At 39.6% G+C, this 26,004-nt stretch carries 29 protein-coding genes; 25 read left to right on the top strand and 4 right to left on the bottom strand.

What is annotated here, in order from left to right; all coding sequences use genetic code 11:
• Positions 1-95 precede the first annotated feature (95 nt).
• From AC04Q4_RS03220 to AC04Q4_RS03185, 8 genes are all read left to right on the top strand, one after another.
• On the top strand, positions 96-275 hold the full coding sequence (locus AC04Q4_RS03220; RefSeq protein WP_476388479.1) for a hypothetical protein: 180 nt from the start codon (positions 96-98) through the stop codon (positions 273-275).
• A gap of 54 nt (positions 276-329) precedes the next feature.
• Positions 330-611 (top strand): hypothetical protein, encoded by a 282-nt coding sequence (locus AC04Q4_RS03215; RefSeq protein ID WP_476388478.1) that lies wholly within the window; start codon positions 330-332, stop codon positions 609-611.
• 28 nt (positions 612-639) lie between these two features.
• A complete protein-coding gene (locus AC04Q4_RS03210; RefSeq protein ID WP_476388477.1) occupies positions 640-870 on the top strand; it encodes a PF20097 family protein in 231 nt (76 codons plus the stop codon).
• Positions 871-921: 51 nt separating this feature from the next.
• Positions 922-1,251, top strand: a complete 330-nt coding sequence (locus tag AC04Q4_RS03205) for a hypothetical protein (protein WP_173738941.1) — start codon at positions 922-924, stop codon at positions 1,249-1,251.
• Positions 1,252-1,586: 335 nt separating this feature from the next.
• A complete protein-coding gene (locus AC04Q4_RS03200) occupies positions 1,587-2,246 on the top strand; it encodes a response regulator (RefSeq protein WP_476388476.1) in 660 nt (219 codons plus the stop codon).
• 2 nt (positions 2,247-2,248) lie between these two features.
• Entirely contained in the window at positions 2,249-3,508 is a 1,260-nt protein-coding gene (locus tag AC04Q4_RS03195; RefSeq protein ID WP_118392967.1) for a sensor histidine kinase, read from the top strand.
• Positions 3,509-3,618: 110 nt separating this feature from the next.
• A complete protein-coding gene (locus AC04Q4_RS03190) occupies positions 3,619-5,001 on the top strand; it encodes a DUF6034 family protein (RefSeq protein ID WP_476388475.1) in 1,383 nt (460 codons plus the stop codon).
• A 123-nt stretch (positions 5,002-5,124) separates the two neighbouring features.
• Complete coding sequence (locus AC04Q4_RS03185; RefSeq protein WP_476388474.1) at positions 5,125-6,918, top strand: DUF4209 domain-containing protein; 1,794 nt, start codon at positions 5,125-5,127, stop codon at positions 6,916-6,918.
• Between the two features lie 242 nt (positions 6,919-7,160).
• Here AC04Q4_RS03185 and AC04Q4_RS03180 read toward each other — a convergent pair whose 3' ends face one another.
• Positions 7,161-7,703, bottom strand: a complete 543-nt coding sequence (locus AC04Q4_RS03180; protein ID WP_118169675.1) for an SMI1/KNR4 family protein — start codon at positions 7,701-7,703, stop codon at positions 7,161-7,163.
• A gap of 732 nt (positions 7,704-8,435) precedes the next feature.
• On the opposite strand from AC04Q4_RS03180, the gene AC04Q4_RS03175 reads away from it, so the two are divergent.
• The 12 genes from AC04Q4_RS03175 to AC04Q4_RS03120 all read left to right on the top strand — a co-directional run bounded on the left by AC04Q4_RS03175 (position 8,436) and on the right by AC04Q4_RS03120 (position 19,512).
• Positions 8,436-9,575 carry a hypothetical protein gene (locus AC04Q4_RS03175; protein ID WP_476388473.1) on the top strand — a complete coding sequence of 380 codons (1,140 nt, stop codon included), beginning with the start codon at positions 8,436-8,438 and terminating at the stop codon, positions 9,573-9,575.
• A gap of 248 nt (positions 9,576-9,823) precedes the next feature.
• Positions 9,824-10,240: a YjdF family protein gene (locus AC04Q4_RS03170; protein ID WP_015525019.1), complete on the top strand. Its 417-nt coding sequence runs from the start codon at positions 9,824-9,826 to the stop codon at positions 10,238-10,240.
• 124 nt (positions 10,241-10,364) lie between these two features.
• Complete coding sequence (locus AC04Q4_RS03165) at positions 10,365-10,697, top strand: DUF3784 domain-containing protein (RefSeq protein WP_270855674.1); 333 nt, start codon at positions 10,365-10,367, stop codon at positions 10,695-10,697.
• Positions 10,698-10,750: 53 nt separating this feature from the next.
• Positions 10,751-11,131, top strand: a complete 381-nt coding sequence (locus AC04Q4_RS03160) for a mannose-1-phosphate guanylyltransferase (protein ID WP_173756294.1) — start codon at positions 10,751-10,753, stop codon at positions 11,129-11,131.
• Positions 11,132-11,336: 205 nt separating this feature from the next.
• Positions 11,337-12,014: a response regulator gene (locus AC04Q4_RS03155; RefSeq protein WP_476388472.1), complete on the top strand. Its 678-nt coding sequence runs from the start codon at positions 11,337-11,339 to the stop codon at positions 12,012-12,014.
• Positions 12,007-12,906 (top strand): ATP-binding protein, encoded by a 900-nt coding sequence (locus AC04Q4_RS03150; RefSeq protein ID WP_476388471.1) that lies wholly within the window; start codon positions 12,007-12,009, stop codon positions 12,904-12,906. Before AC04Q4_RS03155 ends, AC04Q4_RS03150 begins: the two co-directional genes overlap by 8 nt.
• A gap of 135 nt (positions 12,907-13,041) precedes the next feature.
• Positions 13,042-13,713, top strand: a complete 672-nt coding sequence (locus AC04Q4_RS03145; protein WP_173756288.1) for an ABC transporter ATP-binding protein — start codon at positions 13,042-13,044, stop codon at positions 13,711-13,713.
• 15 nt (positions 13,714-13,728) lie between these two features.
• Positions 13,729-16,374, top strand: coding sequence for an FtsX-like permease family protein (locus tag AC04Q4_RS03140; protein ID WP_476388470.1), 2,646 nt, complete (start codon positions 13,729-13,731; stop codon positions 16,372-16,374).
• Between the two features lie 173 nt (positions 16,375-16,547).
• Entirely contained in the window at positions 16,548-16,748 is a 201-nt protein-coding gene (locus tag AC04Q4_RS03135) for an Ig-like domain-containing protein (RefSeq protein WP_243251680.1), read from the top strand.
• 306 nt (positions 16,749-17,054) lie between these two features.
• Entirely contained in the window at positions 17,055-17,609 is a 555-nt protein-coding gene (locus AC04Q4_RS03130) for an RNA polymerase sigma factor (RefSeq protein WP_173756285.1), read from the top strand.
• On the top strand, positions 17,582-18,685 hold the full coding sequence (locus AC04Q4_RS03125) for a DUF4179 domain-containing protein (RefSeq protein WP_476388469.1): 1,104 nt from the start codon (positions 17,582-17,584) through the stop codon (positions 18,683-18,685). The genes AC04Q4_RS03130 and AC04Q4_RS03125 overlap by 28 nt, the downstream gene beginning before the upstream one ends.
• A gap of 395 nt (positions 18,686-19,080) precedes the next feature.
• Positions 19,081-19,512: a hypothetical protein gene (locus AC04Q4_RS03120; protein ID WP_476388468.1), complete on the top strand. Its 432-nt coding sequence runs from the start codon at positions 19,081-19,083 to the stop codon at positions 19,510-19,512.
• Positions 19,513-19,535: 23 nt separating this feature from the next.
• Here the strand turns inward: AC04Q4_RS03120 and AC04Q4_RS03115 are convergent, their stop codons facing one another.
• Together AC04Q4_RS03115 and tnpA are read right to left on the bottom strand one after the other, a co-directional pair.
• Positions 19,536-20,792 (bottom strand): RNA-guided endonuclease TnpB family protein, encoded by a 1,257-nt coding sequence (locus AC04Q4_RS03115; RefSeq protein ID WP_476388467.1) that lies wholly within the window; start codon positions 20,790-20,792, stop codon positions 19,536-19,538.
• 54 nt (positions 20,793-20,846) lie between these two features.
• Positions 20,847-21,257, bottom strand: coding sequence for an IS200/IS605 family transposase (gene tnpA / locus AC04Q4_RS03110; protein ID WP_476388466.1), 411 nt, complete (start codon positions 21,255-21,257; stop codon positions 20,847-20,849).
• A gap of 308 nt (positions 21,258-21,565) precedes the next feature.
• On the opposite strand from tnpA, the gene AC04Q4_RS03105 reads away from it, so the two are divergent.
• From AC04Q4_RS03105 to AC04Q4_RS03090, 4 genes are all read left to right on the top strand, one after another.
• Positions 21,566-21,778 (top strand): hypothetical protein, encoded by a 213-nt coding sequence (locus AC04Q4_RS03105; RefSeq protein WP_015525098.1) that lies wholly within the window; start codon positions 21,566-21,568, stop codon positions 21,776-21,778.
• A 217-nt stretch (positions 21,779-21,995) separates the two neighbouring features.
• Entirely contained in the window at positions 21,996-22,757 is a 762-nt protein-coding gene (locus AC04Q4_RS03100; protein WP_243251703.1) for an Rpn family recombination-promoting nuclease/putative transposase, read from the top strand.
• Between the two features lie 159 nt (positions 22,758-22,916).
• A complete protein-coding gene (locus AC04Q4_RS03095) occupies positions 22,917-23,363 on the top strand; it encodes a flavodoxin (protein ID WP_173757523.1) in 447 nt (148 codons plus the stop codon).
• Between the two features lie 30 nt (positions 23,364-23,393).
• Positions 23,394-23,645: a hypothetical protein gene (locus AC04Q4_RS03090; RefSeq protein WP_476388465.1), complete on the top strand. Its 252-nt coding sequence runs from the start codon at positions 23,394-23,396 to the stop codon at positions 23,643-23,645.
• Between the two features lie 78 nt (positions 23,646-23,723).
• On the opposite strand, the gene AC04Q4_RS03085 is transcribed toward AC04Q4_RS03090, so the two are convergent.
• On the bottom strand, positions 23,724-24,656 hold the full coding sequence (locus AC04Q4_RS03085; protein WP_476388464.1) for an adenosylcobinamide amidohydrolase: 933 nt from the start codon (positions 24,654-24,656) through the stop codon (positions 23,724-23,726).
• A gap of 718 nt (positions 24,657-25,374) precedes the next feature.
• Here AC04Q4_RS03085 and AC04Q4_RS03080 point away from each other — a divergent pair.
• A complete protein-coding gene (locus tag AC04Q4_RS03080; protein WP_173736946.1) occupies positions 25,375-25,950 on the top strand; it encodes a hypothetical protein in 576 nt (191 codons plus the stop codon).
• The last annotated feature ends 54 nt before the right edge of the window (positions 25,951-26,004 follow it).

Genomic DNA, 26,004 nt, shown 5'->3' with positions numbered 1-26,004 from the left:
ATGGGCAGGATATATAGTTTTATATAGAGGTTTGTTTATAAAATGGAAGATCTTAAATGGTCTTCTGTTTTTTTATAATTATCAGCAATAATTTCATGGAAGAAAAGTGTGTATGTTCCGTCCAGATATGGAAAGAAGTCTTTGACCATTTTGACCGGGAAGCGAAAAAATTCGAGATAAATGAGATCTATTCGATTGATAAAGATGCAAAGGAAACCTTGCAGGAGAAGAGCAAGAGGATGCTGGTTACAGAAGCAAGCCATCAGGAAATATGACAGGGAGTGATTTGATAGAGCAAATTGAAATGGAAATATGACGGAGAGTGTGATATGATTTGGATGGCAAAATATCACTTCAAGGAGGTAGACATAAAGATGTTAATTATATTGATAATTGTGTTAATTGGATATCTTGTTTTATTGATTACAAGATATAAGAAGAAAAATAACTTTAAAATTAATGGTACGATACAGATAATTCAGGGAATTATGTGGACTTTGATTGCCATCGACAGTTGGACAACCAGTCATGCAGTAGTTAGGATTGCATACATTATAATAGTTCTTTTATCATTCATAGCAGGATTTCAGGAATTTTATAAATGTAAGTGATAAACTGTACGGTGAAAGGATAATTGTAATGAAATGTTTGGATTGTGGAACTGAAATGGAACAAGGGACAGTAGAAGGCTATGCACAAGGTGGATCACATTCATATGAATTTACGGCTGATACGGAAAAAAAGAAAACAGGCATAAAAGGATTTTTTTCAAGAAAAATGGTTACTGTTCTGCCATATCCAGCAGAACAACGTGCATGGCATTGTCCGCATTGTAAAAAAGTATTGATGTGGATGGATGCTGAAGAGTAATTATAAAGTTTTACGACTTGTAGAATGAGAAAATGCTGTAAGGAGAAAGAGATGGAATGGTTTGGAATTGTAGCATTGTTGCTGATGCTTTGTTATTCAGCGTATCCGGGAAAAGTAAAGCGTTTGGAAACGAAAGTAAAACGATTGGAGAAAAAACAGAGAGGAGTGGCATATATGTCAAAGCTGATTAATGATCTCGTAGGAAAACAATGTATTATCAGATCAGAGTTCATTTTTAGTTTTGCTGGAAAAACTGAATTATCCTGCAAGATTATAGATGCAGATGATGAATGGATAAAAATTTGTTATACAGAGAAAAAAGATAAACAGGTAGTTAAGCTGATGCGGATTGAAAATATTGATTCAATAGAAGAACAGTAATTTCAATTTTGAAAATTCAAGGAAATATAGTTGACAGTTCAATACAATGAGTAAAGAACATGGATTATAATTTATAAAAAAATCAAAATGAAGAAACAGATCTATCATTCCATTCGCAATTCCATTATGTCTGCCAGCATTGTTTAAGCACAGCAGTAAATTCTACTATGGTAAAACTTATTGTGAAATTGACGGACAGATTTTTTTAAACAATTGAGCTGGTCACATTATCGTGCCCTGATACGTATAAATGATGAGAAGGCAAGAACAAATGCAATGTAGACTTGGGATATAAGAAACTATACTATAGAAAAGCGTTAGAGGTGGCAACGGGAATGAACAATAAAATTTTGGTGATAGAAGATGACCGTGCAATTTCAGAATTGCTGTGCATGAATCTGGAAGCGGCAGGATATGAGACTGTGGCAGCTTATGATGGGGAAGAAGCCCAGCGGCTGCTCTTATGGCATGAGGATGCAGATATGGCAGTGGTGGATATCATGCTGCCGGGAAAAGACGGATTTGCACTTATGGAGGATTTTAAAAAGAAAGATATTCCGGTGCTCTACCTGACTGCAAAGGATGATGTGGCTTCCAAGGTGAAGGGATTAAAGCTGGGTGCGGAAGATTATATGGTAAAACCTTTTGATATGCTGGAACTTCTGGTACGTATTGAGAAGGTACTGGAGAGGACGGGACGGGCCAAGAAAGTCTTAACGGTCCGGAACATCCTGGTGGACATGCAAAGCCATCAGGTCTACAAAGACGGGCTTCCGGTAAGCCTAAAGCCAATGGAATATGACCTCTTTGTGCTGCTCCTGCAAAATAAGAATATTGCGCTTGGAAGGGAAGAACTGTTAAAACGGGTCTGGGGAGAAGACTACCTGGGAGAAAGCAGGACGGTGGATGTCCATATCGGACAACTCAGAAAAAAGCTGGAACTTTATGATGAGATCAGGACGATCCCGAAACTTGGATACCGTCTGGAGGAATAAGGATGAAGCTGTGGAAACGAACGGTACTTCTTATGCTGGTAACGCTATTATGTGCCCTGATCCCAGTGGGAACGCTAAGTCTTTATATCACAGGAAAACGAAGCCTCAATAATGCTGCAGAGACCTACGGAAGACAGCTGGAAAATGGCAAGATACTCCTGGAACAATTTTGGGATAACAGCAAATATGAGCAGATGTCCGAGACTGGAAAGAAGGCCTATATGGGATTTCAATTTCAACGATGCTGTGGGTCCGGCATGGCGCTGATCGATAAGAAAAGTAGTACCGCTATTGAAAACCTGACAGATTATAAAGTGGTTGGGATTGAAAATCTGGGTCTGAAGAATGAAAAAGATCCATATGCCTATAAGATACAGAAACTGGGGAAGAAATACCTTCTTCTTCAAAAAGTAGCCTTATCTAAACCAGAAGGATACGAAGTCCTCTCCGTCCGGGAAGTCACAGGACTCTTCACAGAGCTGAGGCAGACCGCTGTCTGGTTTGCCGGAATCTATCTGGCAGTGTTTCTGATGGCAGGACTTTTTATTTATATGATGATGAAAAGAACCGTGGAACAGATGGAGAAGCTACAGGAAGTGGCAGAGAAACAGGAGCTGCTCATGGGGGCACTTTCCCATGAAATGCGTACCCCGTTAACGTCCATTATCGGGTATTCGGATACCCTGCGCCATGTAAAGCTGAAAGACGAACAGAAAGACCGGGCACTGGAACATATCAACCGGGAGGGAAAACGCCTGGAGGCTCTTTCTGGGAAGATGCTACAGATGCTAGGGCTTTATCAGAATCATGCCATACAGATGGAAATGACCATGGCAGGTGACCTTTTAAACCATGTCATAGACATGGAAAAAGAACAGGCAGAAAAGAAAGCGGTGCATCTCAAGATGGAATGTGAAGCTTTTTCCATGAAAATGGATCCGGCCTTGATGGAAAGCCTTCTGATAAACCTGATCGACAATGCCCTAAAGGCTACGGATGCCGGTGGAAGCATTTGGGTAAAGGCTTATGAGAAAGCTGGAAAAAAGATCTTTGAGGTGTCGGATACCGGAATGGGGATCCCGGAGGAAGAACTGGGAAAGATCACAGATGCATTCTATATGGTGGACAAATCACGAAGCCGAAAAGAAGGCGGATCCGGACTTGGGCTGGCACTCTGTGTGAAGGTGGCTGAAATCCATGGCGGATGCTTGAAAATCGAAAGCAGACAGAGAGAGGGGACCACGGTAAGAGCCATCTTCTGATTTACAATTTGTTTACATCTTGATGAATACATCGGCGAAGCAATATGGTACTCTTTTCTCATAAGAAGAGGGTACCTTTTTTAATACCGAAAGGAAAGGATGGAAAAAGGATGAAGAAAATAAAAATGTTTATGGGAGCCGTTCTGTGTATGAATCTTTTGACATTATCCGGATGTGACCGTGTTGTCCAGTCTGCTGTTGTGGAAGAAAAGGATCAGACAGAACAGAAAAAAGAAGAGAAAAAGGAGACAGTTCAGAAAACCGTTGCCGAACAGGTACAGGCACCGGAAACATACCAGACAACGATCCAGGCAGATCTAAGATCAGCGGACCGGGAGGATAAAGAAACCCCGATGAATTTTACCCTGACAGCGGATGCACCGGTAAAAGTGCCGGATGTAGATGCAATCTGTTTAAAAAAGGTAAAAAGAATGGCGATTTCTGAAGAAGAACAGAATAAAATAAAAGACACATTCGGAAAAGGACAGTCCATGCAGGAAGAGAAGAATGAGAACGAACAGGCGGGGACATATACAGTAGATGGACTGACCTATCGGTATTCTTATACACAGAGTGAGCAGGTATCGGATGTGGAGGAACTTGGATTTCAGATAGCGAAGTTTAGCTTTGACGATTGTGGGGACATGACCCTGGCATCAAGTGAGAAAAAAGAAAGGGAAGAACGCTTTCAAAATTATATAAAGGCAGGAAGTGGGAAAGTGTCTGAAAAGGAAGCAAAGGAGAAGGTTTCAGGTCTTGTGTCCGGAGACTGGGAGCTATTTGAAAGTTCCTCAAAAGCACTTACTGAAGGAAGCACTACCCTGGAAAAAGATGAATTCATTTTTGAACGGATGATAGACGGGGTTCCGGTTAATTATGTGAGGGAAACCTCTCTGCCTGTTAATGAACAGGCTCTTGAATGGGAAAACGAAGATGGAACACTTCATGAAGGACAGTCTGAAGGATGGGAAAATGAAGTACTGACGATGGACTTTTGCAGTGGGACACTTCAGAGTTTTCTGCACCGAAATCCCATAGAAGCATCGAATGCTTCCGATGAGAGGCTGTTCTTACTTCCTTTTGATGAGGTCACGGATATCTTTGAAAAAACGATCACTTTGCAGGTCATGACAGAAGACAGGAATCGGCTGATCTCTGTCGATGGAGGAAGCCACTACCGTTATCCGTCCATTGATGCACAGAGTGCGGAGATAACCATAACAAAGGTACAGCTGGGTTATATGTGCATGCCAGACAGTGAAGGCAGCGATACCGAAGCAGTCCTGATCCCGGTGTGGGATTTTTATGGAACCTGGACATCCAAAGAGCCAGAGTATGAGTACGGAAATGGGGAGGATGGACCGGTCATAGGAGACGTGACGATGGATTATGCAGGTGTTCCACTCCTTACGATCGATGCACGGGATGGAAGCGTAATACAAAGGATTCAGGCTGGATGGGCGGCTTCTATGGGTCCCAAGGATATAAAATAGAGTGTGAATTTCAATTTCTAATCAATGATGACCGAAAGACCTGGAATTTCAGGTCTTTCTGCTTTACAGGAAAAAGAAAAATACGTTATACTTTTCCTATAGAAAAAGGTTGGAGGAATATGTATGGCAGAAAAAATGGCAGAGCGGATCGCAGAGATTTTAAAAGAACCTAATTTTCAAACGGCAGAGAAAGCACTGACAGATTTCTGCGGACCGATGGATGGGGAATTCAAGAATCTTCTGGTGGATATTATTGTGGAACGATGGATTGATACGCCTAAAGACGTACCGTTTTCCTATGCCCGCAGCATTTGGAATCAGAAAGATATAAATAGAGAAGAGTATCAGGCATTGCTGGAGGAAATCCGAAGCTATCCCATCGCACCGATCAACAAGGCAAAGATATCGGATTTTTTATGGGTTGTGGAAAATGATTTTTCAAATGCAAAAATAGCAGAAACGGCTTATTGCGAACACTTGAAGAACACCGGTGCATTTGCAGATCATATCATGGCTATAAACCGGATCTTGTTTATCTCTAAAAAAATCCGAAGCAAGGAAATCAATGAAGAGGTGCGAAAGAATCTGCTGATAAAAGTATTAGAAGAGTATGATAACAGCAGCCACGCAAAAATTGGATATTTGATAAAAACTGCCATGGAGGAAAAAGTGGATACAGGATATCTGATCCCTTATGTGGAAAATATCTTGAAAACTTACGATGATAATAGCTGTGATGCACCGCTCATTGGTAAGTTTTGTGATCTGTTGGAAGAACTCTATTGCAGAAAAAATAACTGGCAGAAGAAAAAGTGTATTACTGAACCTAAACTGATTGCGATACGAAGACGTAAGATTCAGGCTGTCCGGATGGAGGCTGAATATGCCGGGGCCTCTTCCAAAGGAAATTTAATGAGAAAGATTCACAATTTGAAAGAGGTTATTCAGTTGTTAAAAACCATACAAGGTACGGAAGAAGAAAGAAAGGCACTGTTGCAGGAAATAGCACAGATAGAAGAAGCTTCCCTTTCGGAGATGATGGTATGGAGTGATAAACAGGATGCCAGCGGCATTGTAAAAGAACTGTTCCGCCAACTGGAAGATCTTGATAAAGAAGAGGCATTATGTTATTTTGCTTCATTTCTTCCGATTCCGGTAAGAGAAAAGGTAAAGAATCAAGTATTAAATAGGACTGGGATCCTGAACACGATATTTCCAGCGGCAATCCTTGGAAAAGGAGGAAAATTAATTGCTAAAAGCGGGCCTGTGAAAAAGCCCGATGGAACAATCGATGAAGGTGCGCTTAAGGATAATATGGAGCGGACAGCAGCCATGGAGATGGATTATTTTGCACAGATCCTGGTGAGCAATACGTTTGAATATATTCGTTCCAGATTTTTGATCGAAGAGAGTGATATAAAAAAGCTTGTAGATGTAAGTTGTGCGATTCCGGAGGGGAGAAAAGAATCGTATACCAAGGGTCTCATGTTTGGCTTTTCTGGAGATTTCTTGACGGCGCTCAGTATCCTGATTCCACAGATAGAAAATGCAGTAAGATATCTGGCAGTGGAATGTGGAGAACCTGTTTATAACATGAATGAAGAAGGGATTGAAGAAGTAAAACCAATGCACGCTGTCTTAGAATTGGAAGGAGTAAAAGAAAGCCTGGATGAAGACCTTATATTTGCTTTAAATACGATTTTCTGTTCAAAATTTGGATTTAACATGCGCAACAATGTGGCACATGGAATGCTGGATGATCAGGCATTCCAGAGCTTTAAAGCTTTGTATATCTGGTGGTTTGCACTGAAATTTTGCTATCTATTCTGCGGAAAATTACAGGAGGAGAATAGAAGCAAAATAAATAAAAAGCTGAAACAGCTGATGGAGAAGAAAGATAATATGGATGAGAATTAATATAAAATGGTTGGACGGATGGTATGGTTTCCTTAAAAAGTGTTCGGAAGTATCTGGCAAGCATAGCGTTTGGATATCAAAACGCACTTTGGGGACGGCCTCAACCCCCGGAATGTGTAGCACTGAGAGTAAATCTATAAATATAATATGAATTATAAAAACACTCCAACTTATTAGTAGTCAGAGTGTTTTTCATAAACATATATTTTTAAATAAAAAATATAGAGAACGTATTTTGGTAGTTACGGATTTAAGAAAAACCAAAATTCATGTCCCTGGCATACAATATAGCGTTCCAGCCATTCATTAAAAGGAAGGTTAAAACGATCGGTGTCAGGAGCTGGATAACATAAATAATCTTCTCTACCTTCTAATACAGCTTGTAAATCCATGGTTATATCACCTATATCTTGCAGAAAAAGAATGGGAAGATGATAGGTGAATTCTGGATCAGATAAAATGGGTGTATTATTCCAAACCTCTTTTTGATTAAGAGCTTCTTTTAAAGAGTAGATGGTACAGCTGACTAGAGAACTCCCCTCTTCTCCACAAAAAAGCTCCATTCCATTTGAACAAGATAAAAAGGCTTTATACGAAGCGGGAAGTTTCATGTTGGGAAAATATTTTTCAAATAACTGAAATTCTTCAGAGGATACAGGTGGGTAAAATTTATGAGTTACTTTTATAGGCTCATCACCTAAATGCCATTGATAGACCCAACCATTATTATCCATTTCATATTTTAGATTTTTGAAAATTCTGTGTATTGCATTTACATCTTCCATTATATCTCCTCCTAATTTTTAAACAAGAAGTCATTGCCTAATGATGTGACATTCAAAGATAATCTCTCTTTATCATGTAATGAGGATATTTTTATATCAGATTAATCAATATTTTGATTTGACGCAAAATGCCAAAATTGACGATTATTATCAATGTAAGCAATAACGATCACATAAGTATTATTCTTAATTCATTTTTTACGCATAATTGTCCTTCTGAAAAATATTTGGATGTCAATTAGTACTTTGTTCAATAACGGAGAATAATTATAGCACATTTCACGGTTTTTTCAATGGTTTTTTGAGCATTTATACGACTATGAAAAAACATAATATTACTAGAAAACAGTTACAGTAAGAATTGAGTAATTAGGTAAAAAGATCGTATTCGGAAAATGGTAATGTTGTGCATATTTTCGATTTCTTTTCCTCGAATATAAATATAGTATCTCTATTTTGAGGTTTTCAGTATAAAATCATATAAATATATAATAAAATTTATTTATAAGCCCCCAAAAGGACAATAAGAATCCTCAGACAGAAATACTACGTAATTGTCGAAAAAATATATTCAAATTGAGTATCTATATTTTTCAGTAAGAAGAGTTCAATAGTAAGTTCAAATATCCTTGCAGATAGCAATATCATCAGAAAAAGTGTATAATTACAAGGAAAGCATTGATGATAAAATTTATCTATGCAGAAAAATGTTGATGGATTGAGGTGATAAGTGTGAGAATTGATAAGATTTGTAAAACGTGTGGATTTGATTCCAATGGTGTGTGCGGCATGTATACTACATGCAAGGAAGGCGAAGAGTGCGATGACTGGGAAGCTTCTTTGGAGTATTATACGGAGATTACGAAAAAAGCACCTTGGTATATTAAGGGACCTTATGATAGATGTAAAATAAGTTATGAAAAATTTCTGGATCTTTTACAACAGGATGAACAGGGAGTCGGTGTAGAAATAAATATTTATGATGCGATTGAAAAGGTCTATGAATTAAATTCAGTAGAATTAGCAGGGGTGTTAGATGTGTCTATGGGAGTGTTGGGATATGCCAGCACTCAAAGAACGATATCAAAGAGAAAAAGACAATTTTCAAGCAGGCTGCATATTCCGGAAAGCTTCTTTGATAAGTTTTTATCTACACAACTGGATGCATTAAAGAAATGTAGAGAAGAATTTCGTGATTGTTATGGGGACGAGCTGATAGAAAAATTTAAGCAAAATGGTTATGCTGCAATGGAAGCAAAGATAGAAAAACAAAATGCAGTCGATAAAATAAGAAATGAAAAGTACAGGGAAGAAAACCAGAACAGATATCAGTATAAGGAGAAGACAAAAATGTACCATGATCTATCTGATGATTACAAATCCAGGGACTATGTGATTGCGATAACCTTAAAAGAAGGCGATTATTATGGAAATATATTCTATGAATACAGCTCTGGAGGATATGGCTTGTCTGTGGACATAATGGAAGATATTTTGCAATTTATTGAAAATCTGGATTGTGAAGAAATCAATGAGTTAAACGAGGAAGGTCTCTTAAATAATAATATAGCCTTGCAAGCAGACATAAATGGCAAGGATATTCATTTTGAACTGAGAAATGATGCAGGGGAAAAGCTGGAAAAAACAATCCCGGAAGATGAACTGCAAAAATACATTGTTGGTTATGAAATGATCCGGTGCGATGGACGTGGAATGAAAAAGGAACGCAGAAAATGTGGTTCCTGCGAAAATTTTACACCGATAGAAGGCTGTGCAAAAGGAAACTGTTCTGTTAGAGGTGATATCATTCAGAGAAGCAGAATTATATGTTCCCATGATTATGTGTTGAAAGCAGATAAAGTATTATGTTAAAATCGTCTCGTACTATCAATGGAAAAGATGATTGTATAGATTTACTATAGGAATTAGAATATATAAATTGTAAGGATATATTGTGTGATATTTCACTTTATATGATAAAAACAAGATAAAAACGCAATGCATATTTTTAAGATATGCTAGAGCTGGTAGGTAGCCCAGCCGTCCTATGTAAATAGGGTAAGTAACCTGCCCCTCCGGGTTGTCCATTCTTTGTTCAATTCATTTTAGGAGGGATTTTTATGGACAAAACAAATGGAAAACTGACGGTATATTTTGAAGAACCATTTTGGGTAGGCGTATTCGAGCGTATTGAGGATGGTAAATTATCTGTAGCAAAGGTAATATTTGGTGCAGAACCAAAAGATTACGAAGTGCAGGAATATATTCAACAATACTATTTCAGTTTGAAATTCAGTCCGGCTGTTGAAACTGTTGTAAAGGATATAAAAAGAAATCCGAAACGGATGCATCGAGAAGTAAAAAAGCAGACAATAGGAACAGGTATTGGCACAAAATCGCAGCAAGCATTGAAATTACAGCAGGAACATAACAAACAGGAGCGTAAAGAGAGAAATCGCAAGAAAAAAGAGGCGAAAGAACAGCGAATGTTTGAATTGAAACAGCAAAAAAAAAGAGAAAAGCATAAGGGGCATTAAAAGCCTCTTGGGCTTTAGCCCAAATCGGAATTGACCGAGCGCATTGGGCGAGAGATACTTCTTGTTTGAATGGCAAGAAGATGGAATTGAGAGTTTAGAAAATTGAAATTCAAGGAGCATATAGATGAAATTAGCAGATTTAGCAACAGGTTCTGATTGGATAGTGTGGATTGTCTTTGTAATATTTGCTGCACTTTCTATAACTTTACTTTCTGGACACGGAAGCTGGTTTATTTCTGGATATAATACAGCTACAAAAGAAGAAAAGGAAAAATATGATGAAAAGAAGTTATGCAGAACAATGGGAATTGGAATGTCTATTATAGCAATTCTTGCATTAATTATGGGCTTGCTTGAAAATATTTTGCCTGCATTTTTTGTATATATTGCATTGGGGATTATTTTGATTGATGTCGTGGTAATTATCATTTTGGGAAACACGCTATGCAGAAAGTAATAACTTCCAGTTAGTTGATATGTTGCAAAATTTGGAATCAGGAGAGAATAAGAATGATTAACAATTTGATGTACATTGAATTAAAAACGGGATATTCTGATGATGGTCCGGCATGGATTGGATATGTCAAAACTTCAAAAAGTAAGAAAACAATCTATTTTAATGACCATGCCTTTCAGAAGAATATCGGTAACTATGCAAATTATATAGATATTGAAAATGGTGATAAATATTGGATTTCCGGACTGAAAAAGGAAGAGAGCAATCGTCATTGGGCAGGACATGGAAAGATTATGATTGATCGTAGAGCTGTTAATGAATACCTTTTCCTGATTGGTGAAAAGGTATTGCCATTAAATCTGTTTGAAGTAGTTGATATTGAAGATAGATTTCCGGTTAAAAGAGTAAAAGAATTATTGAATGAAAAGAAATAGCAATGCCAGCAGTCTTGCAATATTGAGAATATAAAAATGTGACATTCTTACATATGCGTGCTAATATGAATATAGAAAAAGAGTACTACTGATAGACGGTTAGTCCACATACTTATTGAAAATAACCGTTCACGCTGGGGCGGTTATTTTTGTGTCTTGTTATTAACTTTGCCGAATACCTTTGAGGAACGAGGGAGTGAGATATATGGAGCAATTATTGATTGTTGAAGATGATATTGGTTTGAATCAAGGTTTATGCAAAGCACTGAAAGTAGATGATCGGAAGATCATTTCCTGCCAAGACCTGAAAACGGCGAAGGAGCAGCTGCTTTGCGGCGGTGTATCCCTGATTCTGTTGGATATCAATCTGCCGGATGGCAGTGGGCTTGAATTGCTACGGGAGGTCAAGGAAAACACACCCGGGATTCCTGTTATTCTGCTGACTGCCAATGATACCGATCTGGACATCGTGGACGGACTGGAGAGGGGCGCTGATGATTACATTACCAAGCCCTTTTCTCTTTCGGTTTTGCGGGCAAGAGTGAATACCCAACTGCGAAAGCAAGCGTCAAGCCATAAAAATGCACCGATCCATATTGATCTATTTCACTTTGACTTTGAAGCAATGACCTTTTATGTGGGAGATTCAAAAGTGGAATTAAGTAAAACAGAGCAAAAATTACTGCGTCTTCTTGTTGAAAACCGCGGTCAGACCATGACGCGTGGAAACCTTATAGACAGGATCTGGACAGATGGCGCAGAATATGTGGATGAAAATGCTTTGTCTGTTACGATCAAGCGTCTGAGGGATAAGCTTGGGGCACAGAAATACATTAAAACCGTCTATGGAATCGGTTATAGCTGGGTGACAAAAGATGAATAAAAGCGGCATCGTGATCATACTGCTGTGTTTTCTGGCGGCGGTAGCTGTTGTATTATGGGAGCGGAGAAAGGTCAGAAAAACGATGGAAGAAATCGAAAGGATGCTGGACGTTGCCATGACCGGTTCTTTTTCTGAAATCACTTTTGATGAAAGCCAGCTGTCTGCTTTGGAAACAAAGTTTGCACACTATCTTTCTGCCGCAGAAGCATCTTCTCGAAATATGACACAGGAAAAAGACAAAATCAAATCCTTGATTGCGGACATTTCCCACCAGACGAAAACGCCGATTGCAAACCTGCTGTTATACAGCGAGCTTTTGATGGAGGAAACTCTGCCTGCATCGGCAAAGGAAAACGTGGAGGCACTGTACAAACAATCGGAAAAGCTACGATTTCTGATTGATTCTCTCGTAAAACTTTCCAGACTGGAAAATGGGATCATTTCACTTTCCCCTCAGCAAGCATCACTTCAGCCGCTGCTTGAAAGCGTAGTAGAACAATATGCCGCCAAGGCTTCTGGAAAAGGATTATCCATATATCTGTACGATACAGATATTTTCGCTACATTTGACTTCAAATGGACAGAGGAAGCACTGGCTAATATTGTAGACAATGCCATCAAATATACGGAGCATGGAACAATCACGATTTCTACCGTAAGTTACGAAATGTTTACAAGGATCGATATATCGGATACCGGTTCAGGTATCCCTGAAAACGAGCAGGCAAAGATATTTTCCCGTTTTTATCGTTCAAATGCTGTTCAGGAACAAGAAGGGGTTGGCATCGGCTTATACCTTGCCCGACAGATTATATCCGGTGAGAGCGGTTATATCAAGGTTGCTTCCGTTCCGGGAAAAGGAAGTACGTTTTCCATATTTCTGCCGAAATAACAACAATTCTATCAAAACTGTTAGATTTCATTTTCTACCGGAAAGAATGTGGAAAGAATCCTATGCGATAATCTGTATGTATCAAAGGATCGTTTCCTTTCATACATACAGATTTTTTCATGGAGGTACTCGTTTATGGAGGTTTTACAGGCAAAAGACCTGAAAAAGATTTATGGCTCCGGTAATAACGCCGTTCATGCGTTGGATGGAGTTGATTTAAGTGTGAAGAAGGGAGAGTTTGTTGCAATTGTCGGCACATCCGGATCCGGAAAATCCACGCTGTTGCATATGCTGGGCGGGCTGGATCGCCCTACAAGCGGCACGGTCATGGTGGACGGACAGGATATTTTCTTCTTGAAGGAGGAAGCTCTGACTATTTTCCGCCGCAGAAAAATCGGTTTTGTATTTCAGAGCTACAATCTTGTTCCGGTGCTGAATGTATATGAAAATATCATTCTACCCACTGAACTGGATGGCGGAAAGGTAAACAAGGCTTTTGTGCAGCAGATCGTGCAGACGCTTGGACTGAGCGACCGTCTGGATGCCCTGCCCAATCAGCTCTCAGGCGGTCAACAGCAGCGAGTAGCCATTGCCCGTGCGCTGGCGGCAGCACCCGCTATCATTCTGGCAGATGAACCCACCGGCAATCTGGATTCCAAAACCAGCCAGGATGTATTGAGCCTTTTGAAAGTCACCAGTCAAAAGTTCGCCCAGACAATCGTAATGATCACTCACAACGAAGAAATTGCGCAGATGGCAGACCGCATTATCCGTATCGAAGATGGTCGGATCGTCTCCCAGAACTAACGGGAGGTGGCTACGATGAATGTCAAAAACAGAAAATGTATTCGAAAGCTCAGCTTAAAATCCCTTTATGCGAACCGCCGCCGCAATCTGATCGCCATTTTTGCCATTGCGCTGACAACGATGCTATTTACGTCCATGTTCACCATTGTCTTGTCGTTGAACGCCAGTTATGAAACCTATCAGTTTCGGCAGGTAGGTGGCTATGCACACGGTACCTTTAAAGATGTTTCCCCCGAGCAGGCGGAACGTATCGCTGCTCATCCAAAGGTGAAGGCTGCGGGGGCACGGAAGGTGATCGGCATCACTGTGGATGGTGTCTTTTCCAAAACGCCTGCAGAGATCAGCTACATGGATGCCAACTGCACCAAATGGAGCTATGCCACCCCTACTACCGGGCGGATGCCCGAAAGCGGCAAAGAAGTAGCCATGGATACGGCAGCGTTGCAGCTGCTTGGCGTAACGCCGGAGTTGGGCGCCGAGGTCACGGTTTCCTATTCCATCACGGACAAGGATCAAACCGCCTTTACTGTAACAGATACCTTTACGCTGGTGGGCTATTGGGAATATGATGAACTAATGCCTGTTCACTACATCAACATCAGCCGTGATTACGCAGATGACATCGAAGCGCAGGCAGTGAAAACAGGGTTACAGCCTTTCCGCACCGATTTGAATGTCATGCTGGCCTCCAGCACAAATATTCAAGGGCAGATGGAGCAGGTGGATACCGATCTTGGCTACACATGGGACAGCTATACCGATCCCAACAGCGTCCGGATCGGCGTCAACTGGGGATATACCTCATCCCAGCTGGAGTCACAGCTCGATCCAGAGCTGATGATCGCCATAGCAGCTTTTTTGCTGCTGGTGATTTTCTCGGGGTATCTTATCATCTATAACATTTTTCAGATCTCTGTTGCAGGGGATATCCGGTTTTACGGACTTCTGAAAACCATTGGCACAACGCCCCGGCAGCTCAAACGTATCATTCGCCAGCAGGCACTTCTACTTTGTCTGATCGGCATTCCGGCAGGACTGTTGCTGGGCTACGGCATCGGCGCTGTTCTGGTACCTGTTGTCTTGCGCTCCACCCAGTTGGATGCAGGCATCACCACCATCAGCACTTCGCCTGTGATCTTCCTTGGTTCCATGCTGTTTGCCCTGTTGACGGTGCTTTTGTCCTGTTCCAAGCCCGGAAAAATGGCAGCCAAGGTCTCTCCGGTAGAGGCTACCAAATATACGGATGCGATACAGACTAAGAAAAAACAGCGCAGCACCCGGGGAGCCAAGCTCCATCAGATGGCCTTTGCCAATCTGGGACGAAACAAGAAAAAGACGGTGCTGGTGGTGGTGTCTCTGGCACTGTCGGTGACACTGTTCAATGCGCTGTGTGCCTTTGTGGGAGGCTTCAGCATGGAGAAGTATGTATCCTCCATGACCTGCGCCGATTTTATCGTCAGCACTCCCGACTATTTCCGTTTCAACCCGGCAGATGAATTCATCACGCCAGAACAGATCGAGGAGATCGCAGCAAACACAAAGGCCAGTCTTTCCGGCACGGGATATGCTGTGCGAAAAAGCGCATACCTGTGGATGACGGAGGATGCTCTGCGGCAAGACTATGCAAGGTACGAAAGTGCCGAGCAGTTGGACAGCCATATGAGCCGCATGGAGCACCGGGGCAATATGGTGATGGGAGATACCAGAATCGAGGCTCTGGATAACAGTCTGTTTGACAAGCTGCAAGTGTTCGACGGAGATATTTCTCCTATGCTGGAGCCGGACAATAACGCCATTGCCATTGCGGTTTCTTTGGATGATTACGGCAATCTGCCCAATCCTGAATACTACCCCAAGGTGGGAGACACGATCACGGCTACCTATGCGGATGATGTGAAATATATCGACAGCCGCACCGGGGAACTGTGCAACGAAGACACACCGGAGGAGTACCTTCAGGCAAAATTGTATGGGGCCAGAGATGTAGAGTACACGGTCTGCGCCTTGGTAGAACTTCCGAACTCCATGGGTTATCGTTATGGTGGTATTGGATATAACGCAGTTTTGCCTGTGGACACCGCACAGAGGGACAGCGGTGGTGCAGTCGTTCCAATGCTCTACCTGTTCGACACAGCGGACGAAGCTGACGAGGCCGAAGCAGAGCAATATCTGTCAAAGCTCACGGCCGGTGAGTTTTCGCCCTTGATGTATGAAAGCAAAGCCACGGCTCGCTCTGAGTTTGCTCAGTTCCGGCAGATGTTCCTTCTGATCGGTGGTATCCTCTGTGCTATCATTGGGCTGGTGGGACTCTTAAATTTCTTCAACGCCATGATGACCGGTATTCTTTCCCGCCGCCGTGAATTTGCTGTGCTTCAGGCTGTAGGAATGACGCCCCGACAGCTCAAAACCATGCTGATCTACGAGGGGTTGTTTTACGCACTGTCTTCCGTAGCGGCGGCCTTTGTGCTTTCACTGGCGGTGGGACCTCTTGCGGGGAAAATGCTGGGCAGTATGTTCTGGTTCTTTGAGTATCGGTTCACCGTTCTGCCTGTCCTGCTGACAATTCCGGTATTTCTTCTGCTTGGGTGGCTGATTCCTTGCATGATGTATGATAACGAAGCAAAATGCAGCATTGTAGATCAGTTAAGGGATGCTCAATAATTGTTAAGCCAAAATTAGCCCTCTGTCAATGAAAAGGCTGAGGGCTGGAATTCAAATAATAATCAAAGTGACCATTACACTGGCCAGCGGCAAGAAACAGGTCATTTCCATTACTGTGCAGAAAACAACGGTAAGAACAACAAAGATCACCGGACTGAAATCAAGCGTGACTGTTGCAAGGAATAAAAAAACTTACGCTGAAACCAGTCATCAGCCCGATCACTTCCCAGGAGAAAGTTACCTACAGTTCTTCAAATAAGAAAATCGCAACGGTAAGTTCCAGTGGCGTGATCACCGGAAAGAAAAAGGGAACAGCCTATATCACAGTGAAATCTGGAAAGATCCGTAAAAAAGTAAAAGTAGTTGTTAAATAAAAATGATTCAAGCAGGAGCTGCCTTTCATGAATACACATGGAATGGCAGCTCCTTTTTTCATTTTTTGCATGTAGCTTTATTTGCAGAAGTAGATTACGATATTAATAGTTGACCAAGAGAGAAGAATGTTTAGATAATATGTTATAGTGATAATGGAAGCATGGTAACAAAAAAAATTATAAAAATAGAAAAAAAGTGCAACCAAACAGAAAAAAATACGTTCTATATAATAGAAAACATTAATATGGCACACTGCAAATAACCTATCTGCATAAAAACACTAATATACAGGGGAGAAATGTGATATGGAAGATATACATATTATAAATTTATTTTTAGAAAGATCAGAAGATGCAATTCGCCAGGTAGAAGTAAAGTACGAAAAATTTTGCTTTAAGATTGCATGGAATATTTTATATAACACAGAAGATTCAGAAGAATGCGTAAATGATACGTGGCTGATAACGTGGAATAAGATTCCGCCCAAAACGCCAACAAAATTATCTGCATTTCTTGGAAAAATAACCAGAAATTTGGCATTGGACAATTTCAGAAAGAAAAATGCTTCAAAAAGAGCAGATACACATATGATGGATATTTGTGGTGAAGTGGAAAAACTGGAAAATACAATAAAGGATTATGTGGAAGAGGATATAAAGAAAAAGGAAATTTTGAATATTTTAGAAAAATTTTTAGGTGATTTAAAAGCAGGGGACAGGGATATTTTTGTCAGGCGATATTGGTATATGGATACTATTAAAGACATTGCAAAAAGACATGGATGCTCTGAGACTAAAATTAAATCCAGTCTTTTTCGAAGCAGAAACAAATTATGGGAAGAGGTGAAAGAAATCATATGAAAAAAGAAAACAATTTTTTGGATTTGATGGGAGAAATAGATGAAAAATTTGTTTATGAAGCTTCCTTGCCATGGGAAAAGCGAAATGTTAATTTGAAATTTAAATTAGCAAAGATTGCAGCAGCAGGAGTTGTAATAGCATTATTGATAGGAGGTTTGGGACATCCGCATGAGATAAAGGCGGCCTGGGAACAGATTACTTCGTGGATTCAAACTGCATTGGGGATTAATGAAAATGTAGAATCATATATAGATAGTGTTGGAAAAACGATTACTAAAAATGGAATTTCTATTACGTTAGATGAAATTGCTGCTGATAAGGAGAATTTATGGGTGGCAATATCTGATAATATAAATGATTCAAAAGAAAAAGAGACTATTCTACTAACAGAAGTGGAGATAAATGGAAAAGCGGCACAGTTAGATGGAACATATGCTCTGGAGAAAAAGGAGAACGGAGCAGATGGTCAGGTTTGTCATTATAGGTTGGAAGATACAACTATTAAAGATAATACAGCAGATATAAAAATGAAAGTATGGTTATTTGATCCAACAGAAATGGATACTGCAGATACAGAAGATACGGATGACTATATTTTTGAATTTTCATCAAATTGGGAAGAACTGGAAAAGAATACCATAAATGTAAATGTGAATAAAAAAATAAAGATATCTCCAAATCAAAATCTGACGATTTCAAAAATGAACTTAAACGATTTGGCAAGTACAATTTATGGAAATTTGGATAATAAAGAATATGAAGATTATTATTTACTAGGAACCGACGATAAAGGAAATCAGGGGCTTTATAGAATGACAAATTATGGAGACACAGAGACTGTGTTTGAAGAAAGCAGAAATAATACAAAATACAAAGGAATTTCGCCAGATGCTAAAACGGTGACATTAGAATTATATGTAAATAAAGAAGAAAAAAACAGAATAACATATAAAAAATATGAAACAAGAACAGAAGATACTTACGGAGAAGGCGAAGGACGTGTTTATGAAAGTGATGAAGATCCTCTGGATTTATATAGCCCAGTGGAAGGAAAAATAGAAATTAAAATCAGATGACAAAAGAATAATTTACTCGAAGAGAGGGAGGAGATACCGCAATTGGATATTTTTACTGTAGAGATAAAAAAATAACAATAAAATGTTTGGTGGTACATTTAAGATTCGTATAAATAAAAATGGTAAAATTACATTTCCGTAAGTAATAAGAGAAGTTGATTAAATCTTTGAAAATCGAAAATACAAAATATAGCAAAAGTGCGATTGACGCCAACAATATCTTGTGTTAATATGATTGTGAGATTTGTATTTGTATCTGTAAACACAGATAAGAAACGCTGGTTCCGGATCTGACCGGGAGTAAAACATTAAGGAGCCAAAAGCCTCCTGCCTTTGTAATAAATAAGGTCATTTAGAATGAAAATTTCTAAATGGCCTTTTTTTGTTGCAAAAATATGGCAGACAACAAGTACAGATCAGCAAATAAGGAAAGGAGGATCACAAAAAAACACAAGGAAAAAGGATCTTTTGTAGCTGCGGATGAAAGGAAGACGATTGAGTTTGTTGATGTGACTGTCAAAAGCGAACCACATGAAAATAAAGCAGAAGAACTGGTTTTGTTTTTGGAACGTTATTATCAAAGCGGACTTAGCAAACAGGAAATACGAAAAGCAGTAAATTTAACTGCCATGCGGGTAAAAGAAAAAGCAGAAAAAATTGGAGCAAGGCTTGTACTTAGCAGCAGTTATAAGAATGTTCTGGAAAATAAAAACTATGTTTTGACAAACTTTTATATGTACATTTCTGCATGTGAACTACTCGGCAACTTAGTTACCAGAGCATCTGAAATCTGGCGGGATACCGCCTTTTTCAGGGTGCGTCCATGACACCAATACTGCTTGCCTTTCGGCTATACAGCTACTTTTATTACTTCTGGATTTTTTAGTCCGGTTATGGACAGTTCCTTCTGTTTTCCGGATACGGAAAGATATTTCCGCAGGATATTAAACGCGCCTACTGCATCTGCATTGTAGCTTACTCTGTCAGTTATATACATACCCCGTTCTTTTCGGTTTGTTGCTTCTGCATATCTTTTTGATACTTCCGGTGATAACGGACTGCACTGGCTGGTATAGCTTTCCTCCTGTTTTATCAATTGGATTCCATACAGTTTCAGCTTATATCCTAGCATGATATAAAGCCAGTTATATGGCAGTCCGTGAAACTTCTGGTTGACTTTATGCCCCATATCCTTCTCTTTACGGATATTTCGGATATCTCCCACAACCACACAGCGGATATCTTCTTTTCTGCAGTATTCTGCAATCCATCTGGTCACTTTATGAAGATAATCCTTCACTGTATTCTGCTTTTTTCTGTAAAGTCTCTGGATATGTTTCGATGATCCTGGATATCTTATCCCTCTTTCCGATTGCTGCGCATACCAGACAGACTGCACTCTGGCGATCTCTTTATGAAAGTATCTTTCTAATGAAAGATATTTCCTTCCAAGGATAAAAGTCCGGCCATTTCCGGAATCATAACAGGTCATCAGATTATGAAGTCCAGGATCAATAGATAAATAATGTCCATTCTGGAAAAGCTGCTCTGGTACTTCGATCTCGTAGATAACGATAAGGTCACATTTTCCGTTTTCCGGCGGATAAATCCGCAATTGTTTTATATGATCCATGTCCCTGAAAATCTTATTTTCAAGATGTAGAAATCTTTCATGGATCCCATAGGTTCCTTCCATATAGCTTTTCAGATCCTTTGGCAGAGACAGCCGCAGCTGGTCTGAACCTTTCTCATGCCGGATCCCCATCTGCATGTATGTGACCGGGATATTGTCCTGTTTAAAACGGGGCGGATTTGGATCTTTGATCCCTCCGGTCTTTTTCAGAACATAGAAAGATCTCCATGCTTTGTCCAGCTGCTTGCAGGTTTCCTGTGCTGTCTGTGACGGAAGCTGTCTGTACCACAGATCTCCTTTATGCGCTTTTTTCTGATAATACCAGTCAGGATACTTTTCCAGTCCCAGCTCTTTATAATGATGACGTTCGTAGTTGCAGACATTCCAGAGTTTGGAAGCTACATAACACATATGCCCTATGATATTGGAATATTCCGGCCGAATCTTTACAGATGTTCTGTGTGACAGCAGCATTCCTCTTCCCCCTTTGGACAGCTATGCAGATAGAGATCTACACTCCACCTTGGTTTAATACGACTTGCTCTGATGCTCAATATAACGGCGGATATTTTCCTCCGATACAGATCCGATCGTTTCCACATAATAGGAATGGTTCCACAACTCTCCCTTCCATATCTGGTCTCTTATTTCCAGAAAACGTTCGAACAGTTTTCTGCCGGTGATTCCCTTCAGATACTTGACAATCGCTGTTATGGACAGTTTTGGTGGAGCTGATACAAAACAGTGGACATGAGCACCTTCACCACATTCAAATAAATGAACAGTAAAACCTTTATCCTCAGCGATCTGCTGCACCAGTTCCTTTAGGTATTCCTCAATTTCTGGGTTTAATATCTTCCGCCGGTATTTCACCGACCACACCATATGGTAATTAATATTACACACACAAGTCCTGTAATGTATTAGATTTTCTTTCATACATATAGTATAACATAACAAGTAGAAATGCGCAATAAAAAAAACGAACGTATTTTCGATTGATTATATGCCGGTTACGGAATTAATACCAAGGGATTGGGAGATTATTATATTATTTCAATATGCAGATATGCACAATCCTGCGCTTTCATCCCGGTAATTGAATTGCCGAGGATTCTCGCTTATTGTCCTAAAAATGGAAGCCAGTATCTGGACAGCCTTGGAGGGGCCGCTGGTGTCAGTGCTTCCGGAAGCTATACCTGCAATTTATTTTTGCTGGAAGCAGAAGAGAGGAGAGAAGAGAGCTTATGAATATACGAAGAGCAGGAAGAAAAGTAGTAAAAAACCTACATAAAGGGTATGGCATATATCGGATCGGTTTTGTAAATATTTATGGTGAGGAAGATGAAACAGAATTGGATGCTATGAATATCAATGATCTGGAAAGACTATGGCTGTCCCTTTGTCCGGAATTTGAGTGTAAGGGAAACAGTGTATGCTATGTGGAACGGGTAGGTTAAAAAACACCCGATACAACTCGGGGAAAAAGTGTCTTGTAAAGGTCATTCATTGATGCTAAGATAAAATAAACAAAAGCTTTTTCGAAAATTTCTTCATAACATAAAAAGAATAAAGTGGGAAGTGACAGCGAACGTGGCAGATGAAAAAATTGTGCCAGAGAACGGATTGGAAGTACGTTACGAAAGATATAAAGGTATTATTAAGAATTTTACACTCATGAGTGACATATTTATGAGAAATGTTTTCAAACAGAGAGAATGCCTGGAATATGTTCTGCAGGTCATTATGGAAAAACAGGATCTGCGAGTAATTGATCAGATCATCCAGAAGGATTATAAGAATCTGCAGGGACGATCCGCAATCATGGACTGTGTTGCCAGAGATTCCGAAGGCAAACAGTTTGATGTGGAGATCCAGCAGGATAATGAAGGTGCATCACCTAAGAGGGCACGTTACCATAGTGGTTTGATGGACATGAACACTTTAAATCCGGGTCAGGATTTTGATGAATTACCGGAAAGCTATGTGATCTTTATTACCAGGGATGACATCCTTGGGTATGACTTTCCTATTTACCATATTGACAGACATATCAAAGAAGCCGATGATAGCTTTCAGGACGAAGCACATATTATATATGTGAATTCCAGAAAACAGGAAGACACAGAACTTGGGAGACTTATGCATGATCTGCATTGTAAGAATGCGGATGAAATGCACAGTCCAGTTCTTGCAAAACGGGTACATGAATTAAAAGACACGCAGAAAGGAGTTGAGCTTATGTGCCATGAGATGGAGAAAATCTACAGCGAGGGAATGGAAAGTGGGGAGAAACGTGGTGAACTCAAAAAAGCAAAAGAAACAGCACTTTCACTTGCAGAAATGGGTCTGCCTGTTGAAAAAATTGCAAAAGCTGTAAATCATAATGTGAATGAAGTCCAAAAATGGATTGATGAAAATCTATGTGCAATAAAATAAGGAACGCATTTATAAATGGGCAGGTCTGTTGGGCTTGCCCTGATTTATATAATATCGTGCTTAAGAGTAAATATCCAGTTATAATAGAGCAGTTATTCTGTATCAGAGTTGTAGAGACATCAGCCATAAATATATTGTATTAGAAAAGGAGCCTGTCAAATGAAAACATTAGTTATCTATTTTTCGCAGAAAGGAAAGACAAAAGAAGCTGCTGGACGGATCGCACAGCTTTCCGGGGCAGATCTGGCAGAGATTAAGACTTATAAATCTTACCGGATGTCTTATAGAAAAACGGTATTTACCGCATTAAAAGAAATTTTATTAAATGAGCGGCCAGAACTGGATATGGAGATTCCTGATATTTCTGCATACGACAGGATACTGATAGGAAGCCCGATCTGGTGTGGAACAATTCCAAATGCAGTATTCAGTTTTCTGGACAAGGTAAATCTGAATGGAAAAAAAGCAGCAATTTTTACAACCAGCGGAGCTACAGAACCACAAAAAATTGCGGTGAAGATCAAAAAGAAATATTCTGCAAAATGGTGCAGACCATTTAATGCGAACCATGCAACAGATGAAAATATCACAGATTGGTTAAAATAGTATGATCTCACAAACAGGAATGCGGATGAAATGTACAGTCCGGTTGTTGTAAAACGAGTACATGAATTAAAAGACACGCAGAATGGAGTTGAACTTATGTGCCATGAAATGGAAAAAATTTATAGCGAAGGAATGGAAAGCGGCGAACTAAAAAAAGCAAAAGAGACAGCTCTTTCTATGGCAGAAGAGGGGATGGATGTTAAGAAAATTGCCCGTTTGGTTAAAGTAAGCGAAGACGACATCCATAAATGGATTGATGAAAACATGTGTGTAGCGAAGTAAATAAAAATAATATTATAGTGGGTAAGTCGGTTTTCGACTTACCCATTTATATTAAAAGTTAGAAATTTTTAGCACTATCTAAATAGCAATATACAATAAAAGCAGATACATAAGCTGTTCTTTTAATGAAAAATGCAGCAATCCGGGCTGCTCCCATGCTTTTGCCGGATATGCTTTTTCAAAAAAGTCTCCATCTTTCCAATAGAGTCCATAAATTAGAAGACGTTTCCCCTCCCGGATAGCTTCCGGCTCCATAATCAACTCCCAACGAACCTGATCCATAAGGTGAAGATAAAGTGATACACATAGAACCAGGTTACTGGTACGATTGTGTGTAAGAAACTTCTGCTCCAATAATGAGGGCATTTCAAAAGAAATCTTAAAATCATTAAAAATTTTTCTGTATTCTATATAAAACTCCCATAAAGTAGCAGGTGTGATCTTATATCTTGCAGTGCGTGCAGATAAAAGAAATTGCCTCGGGCCAGAGGCCGCTGTTTGGTTAAGAAGAGCTTGTTTTACGGCAGATTTCACGGATTTTCCAATCAGTTCACCAAGTTTGGAATGTCCAGAAGAATCCGTAAGAGTTCTGGTACCACAAAGATTAGAAGCGATTACAATTCCATCAGTCCCAGAACCTGTTGCGATTTCTTCGGAATAGCAGCTTCCCAGTAATAACTGAGAAACAGCAGCAGCTTTCGATTCTCCACAAAGCATCAGTGCTCTGGACATTGCTGTATCAGTCAAATTCTGATTAATGAACAGAAAAATATTGATTGTTCCAGGAAGAAGCATTTCATAATTTCCATCCTCTTCGTAGTAAGAAGCGGGATCGCCGGGATGCATGCCATTGGAGTCAATTCCACCGGTCACAACAGCAGTTACCGTAAGATCCCGGAAGCATACTTCTTCTATAGCACGTAATTCAGTCCAGGCTGCGGTACTTAAGGCAGTAGTGCAGGAGGGGGAAAGACCAAGGGCGTGGACATGTGCAGCTGAGATCTTTTTCATAAGTATCTCCTAGCATTTTACATTCATAAGAACCATTCATACAATTGATATTTACAGCATGAGAAAGGTGCCTTGTAAGGCCTCCGTTTAAAGGACTTGTGCTAAGAACTTTTGCTTTTTGTGAAAAAGTGAAGATGGTATTCCCCAATTTTTGCTCGCAGGTAAAAAATGTATTCATTACGTTTCCTTCTTGTATGTTTTTATTTATTTTATTAATATCTTTTGCTTACGTCAATTGAAAGTGCTATTTTCTATATACTTTCGGGGTATCAAAGGATATTGACTGGATGAAAGGGGAGGTTGATAGGACATTTAATGAAAATCAGATATAAAAAATGTATGTACAAAAGGTGAGAAATTGTCGTTATAAAACAATACTTTTATATAAGTACAAAATAGTCTAAAATCTCAAAAAAATAATTTTTTTAAATTTTTCAGCGCTAATGAGAAAAAGTATAATAATTCGCAAAAAAAGTTAGTTGCACTTAATAGCTATTAATGCAAGATTTTAAGGACCTATGTTATAATCATATTGCTGGAGCGCAGATCGCTCCAAAAAAAATCTCAGTGAGTTAGTCTTATAAAACCGACTAAGTCACTGAAAAAAGTAAAAATTAATTTGGTATTTACAGGATCAACCTGTGATACATAGATCTCAATATTTCAATGGCCATGAAATTGCAAATTATAAAAATGTACTTCAAGGAGGACAAGAATTATGAACAAGAAGAGCTTACTCAAGAAAATGAGCATCGTGGTAGCATCAGCAGCAATGGTGGTTACTGCACTTCCATTAACAGCAAGCGCTGCATCTTATAAGAGCGGAGATTACACAGCATCTGTAAATCTTTATGTTCCACGAGATCAGGCACCGCAGCATTTATATAATGCGTATCTGAATGATACAGCAATCCCGCCTAAAAATGCTGCAACAAATAACGTTACAGTACATATTTCCAGTGCTGGAGTGATTACTTTTAAGTTACCGATTAACAATACACAGTTAGGCATTAAAACATTAGGAACCGCAGATGGCGTGACTGCGAAACTTGAAGATGCTGGAGCTACTAACTGCACAAAGCATCCGGGAACAAGATATAATATTCTGGAAGCTTCAGTTGAGACTGAAAATGATGGAAACTCTTCTATCAGTCGTACATTTGAGACATCAGCCCTCCATGCGAAAATCACAAAAGAACTGATTGGCGGTCTTACAATCACACCATATGATAACAATTTTAATGCTAATCCGGTTTTACAGATTGATCTTCCAAGTGATTCAATCACAAAATAATTAATTAACAAAAATATAGGAGTTGCTGCATTAAGAAACATATGAAATAAGATG

It is taken from the genome of Blautia sp. HA8986 (assembly GCF_056504635.1).
Note: the sequence above shows the minus strand (reverse complement) of the source record. Positions and strands in the feature narration are given on the sequence as shown.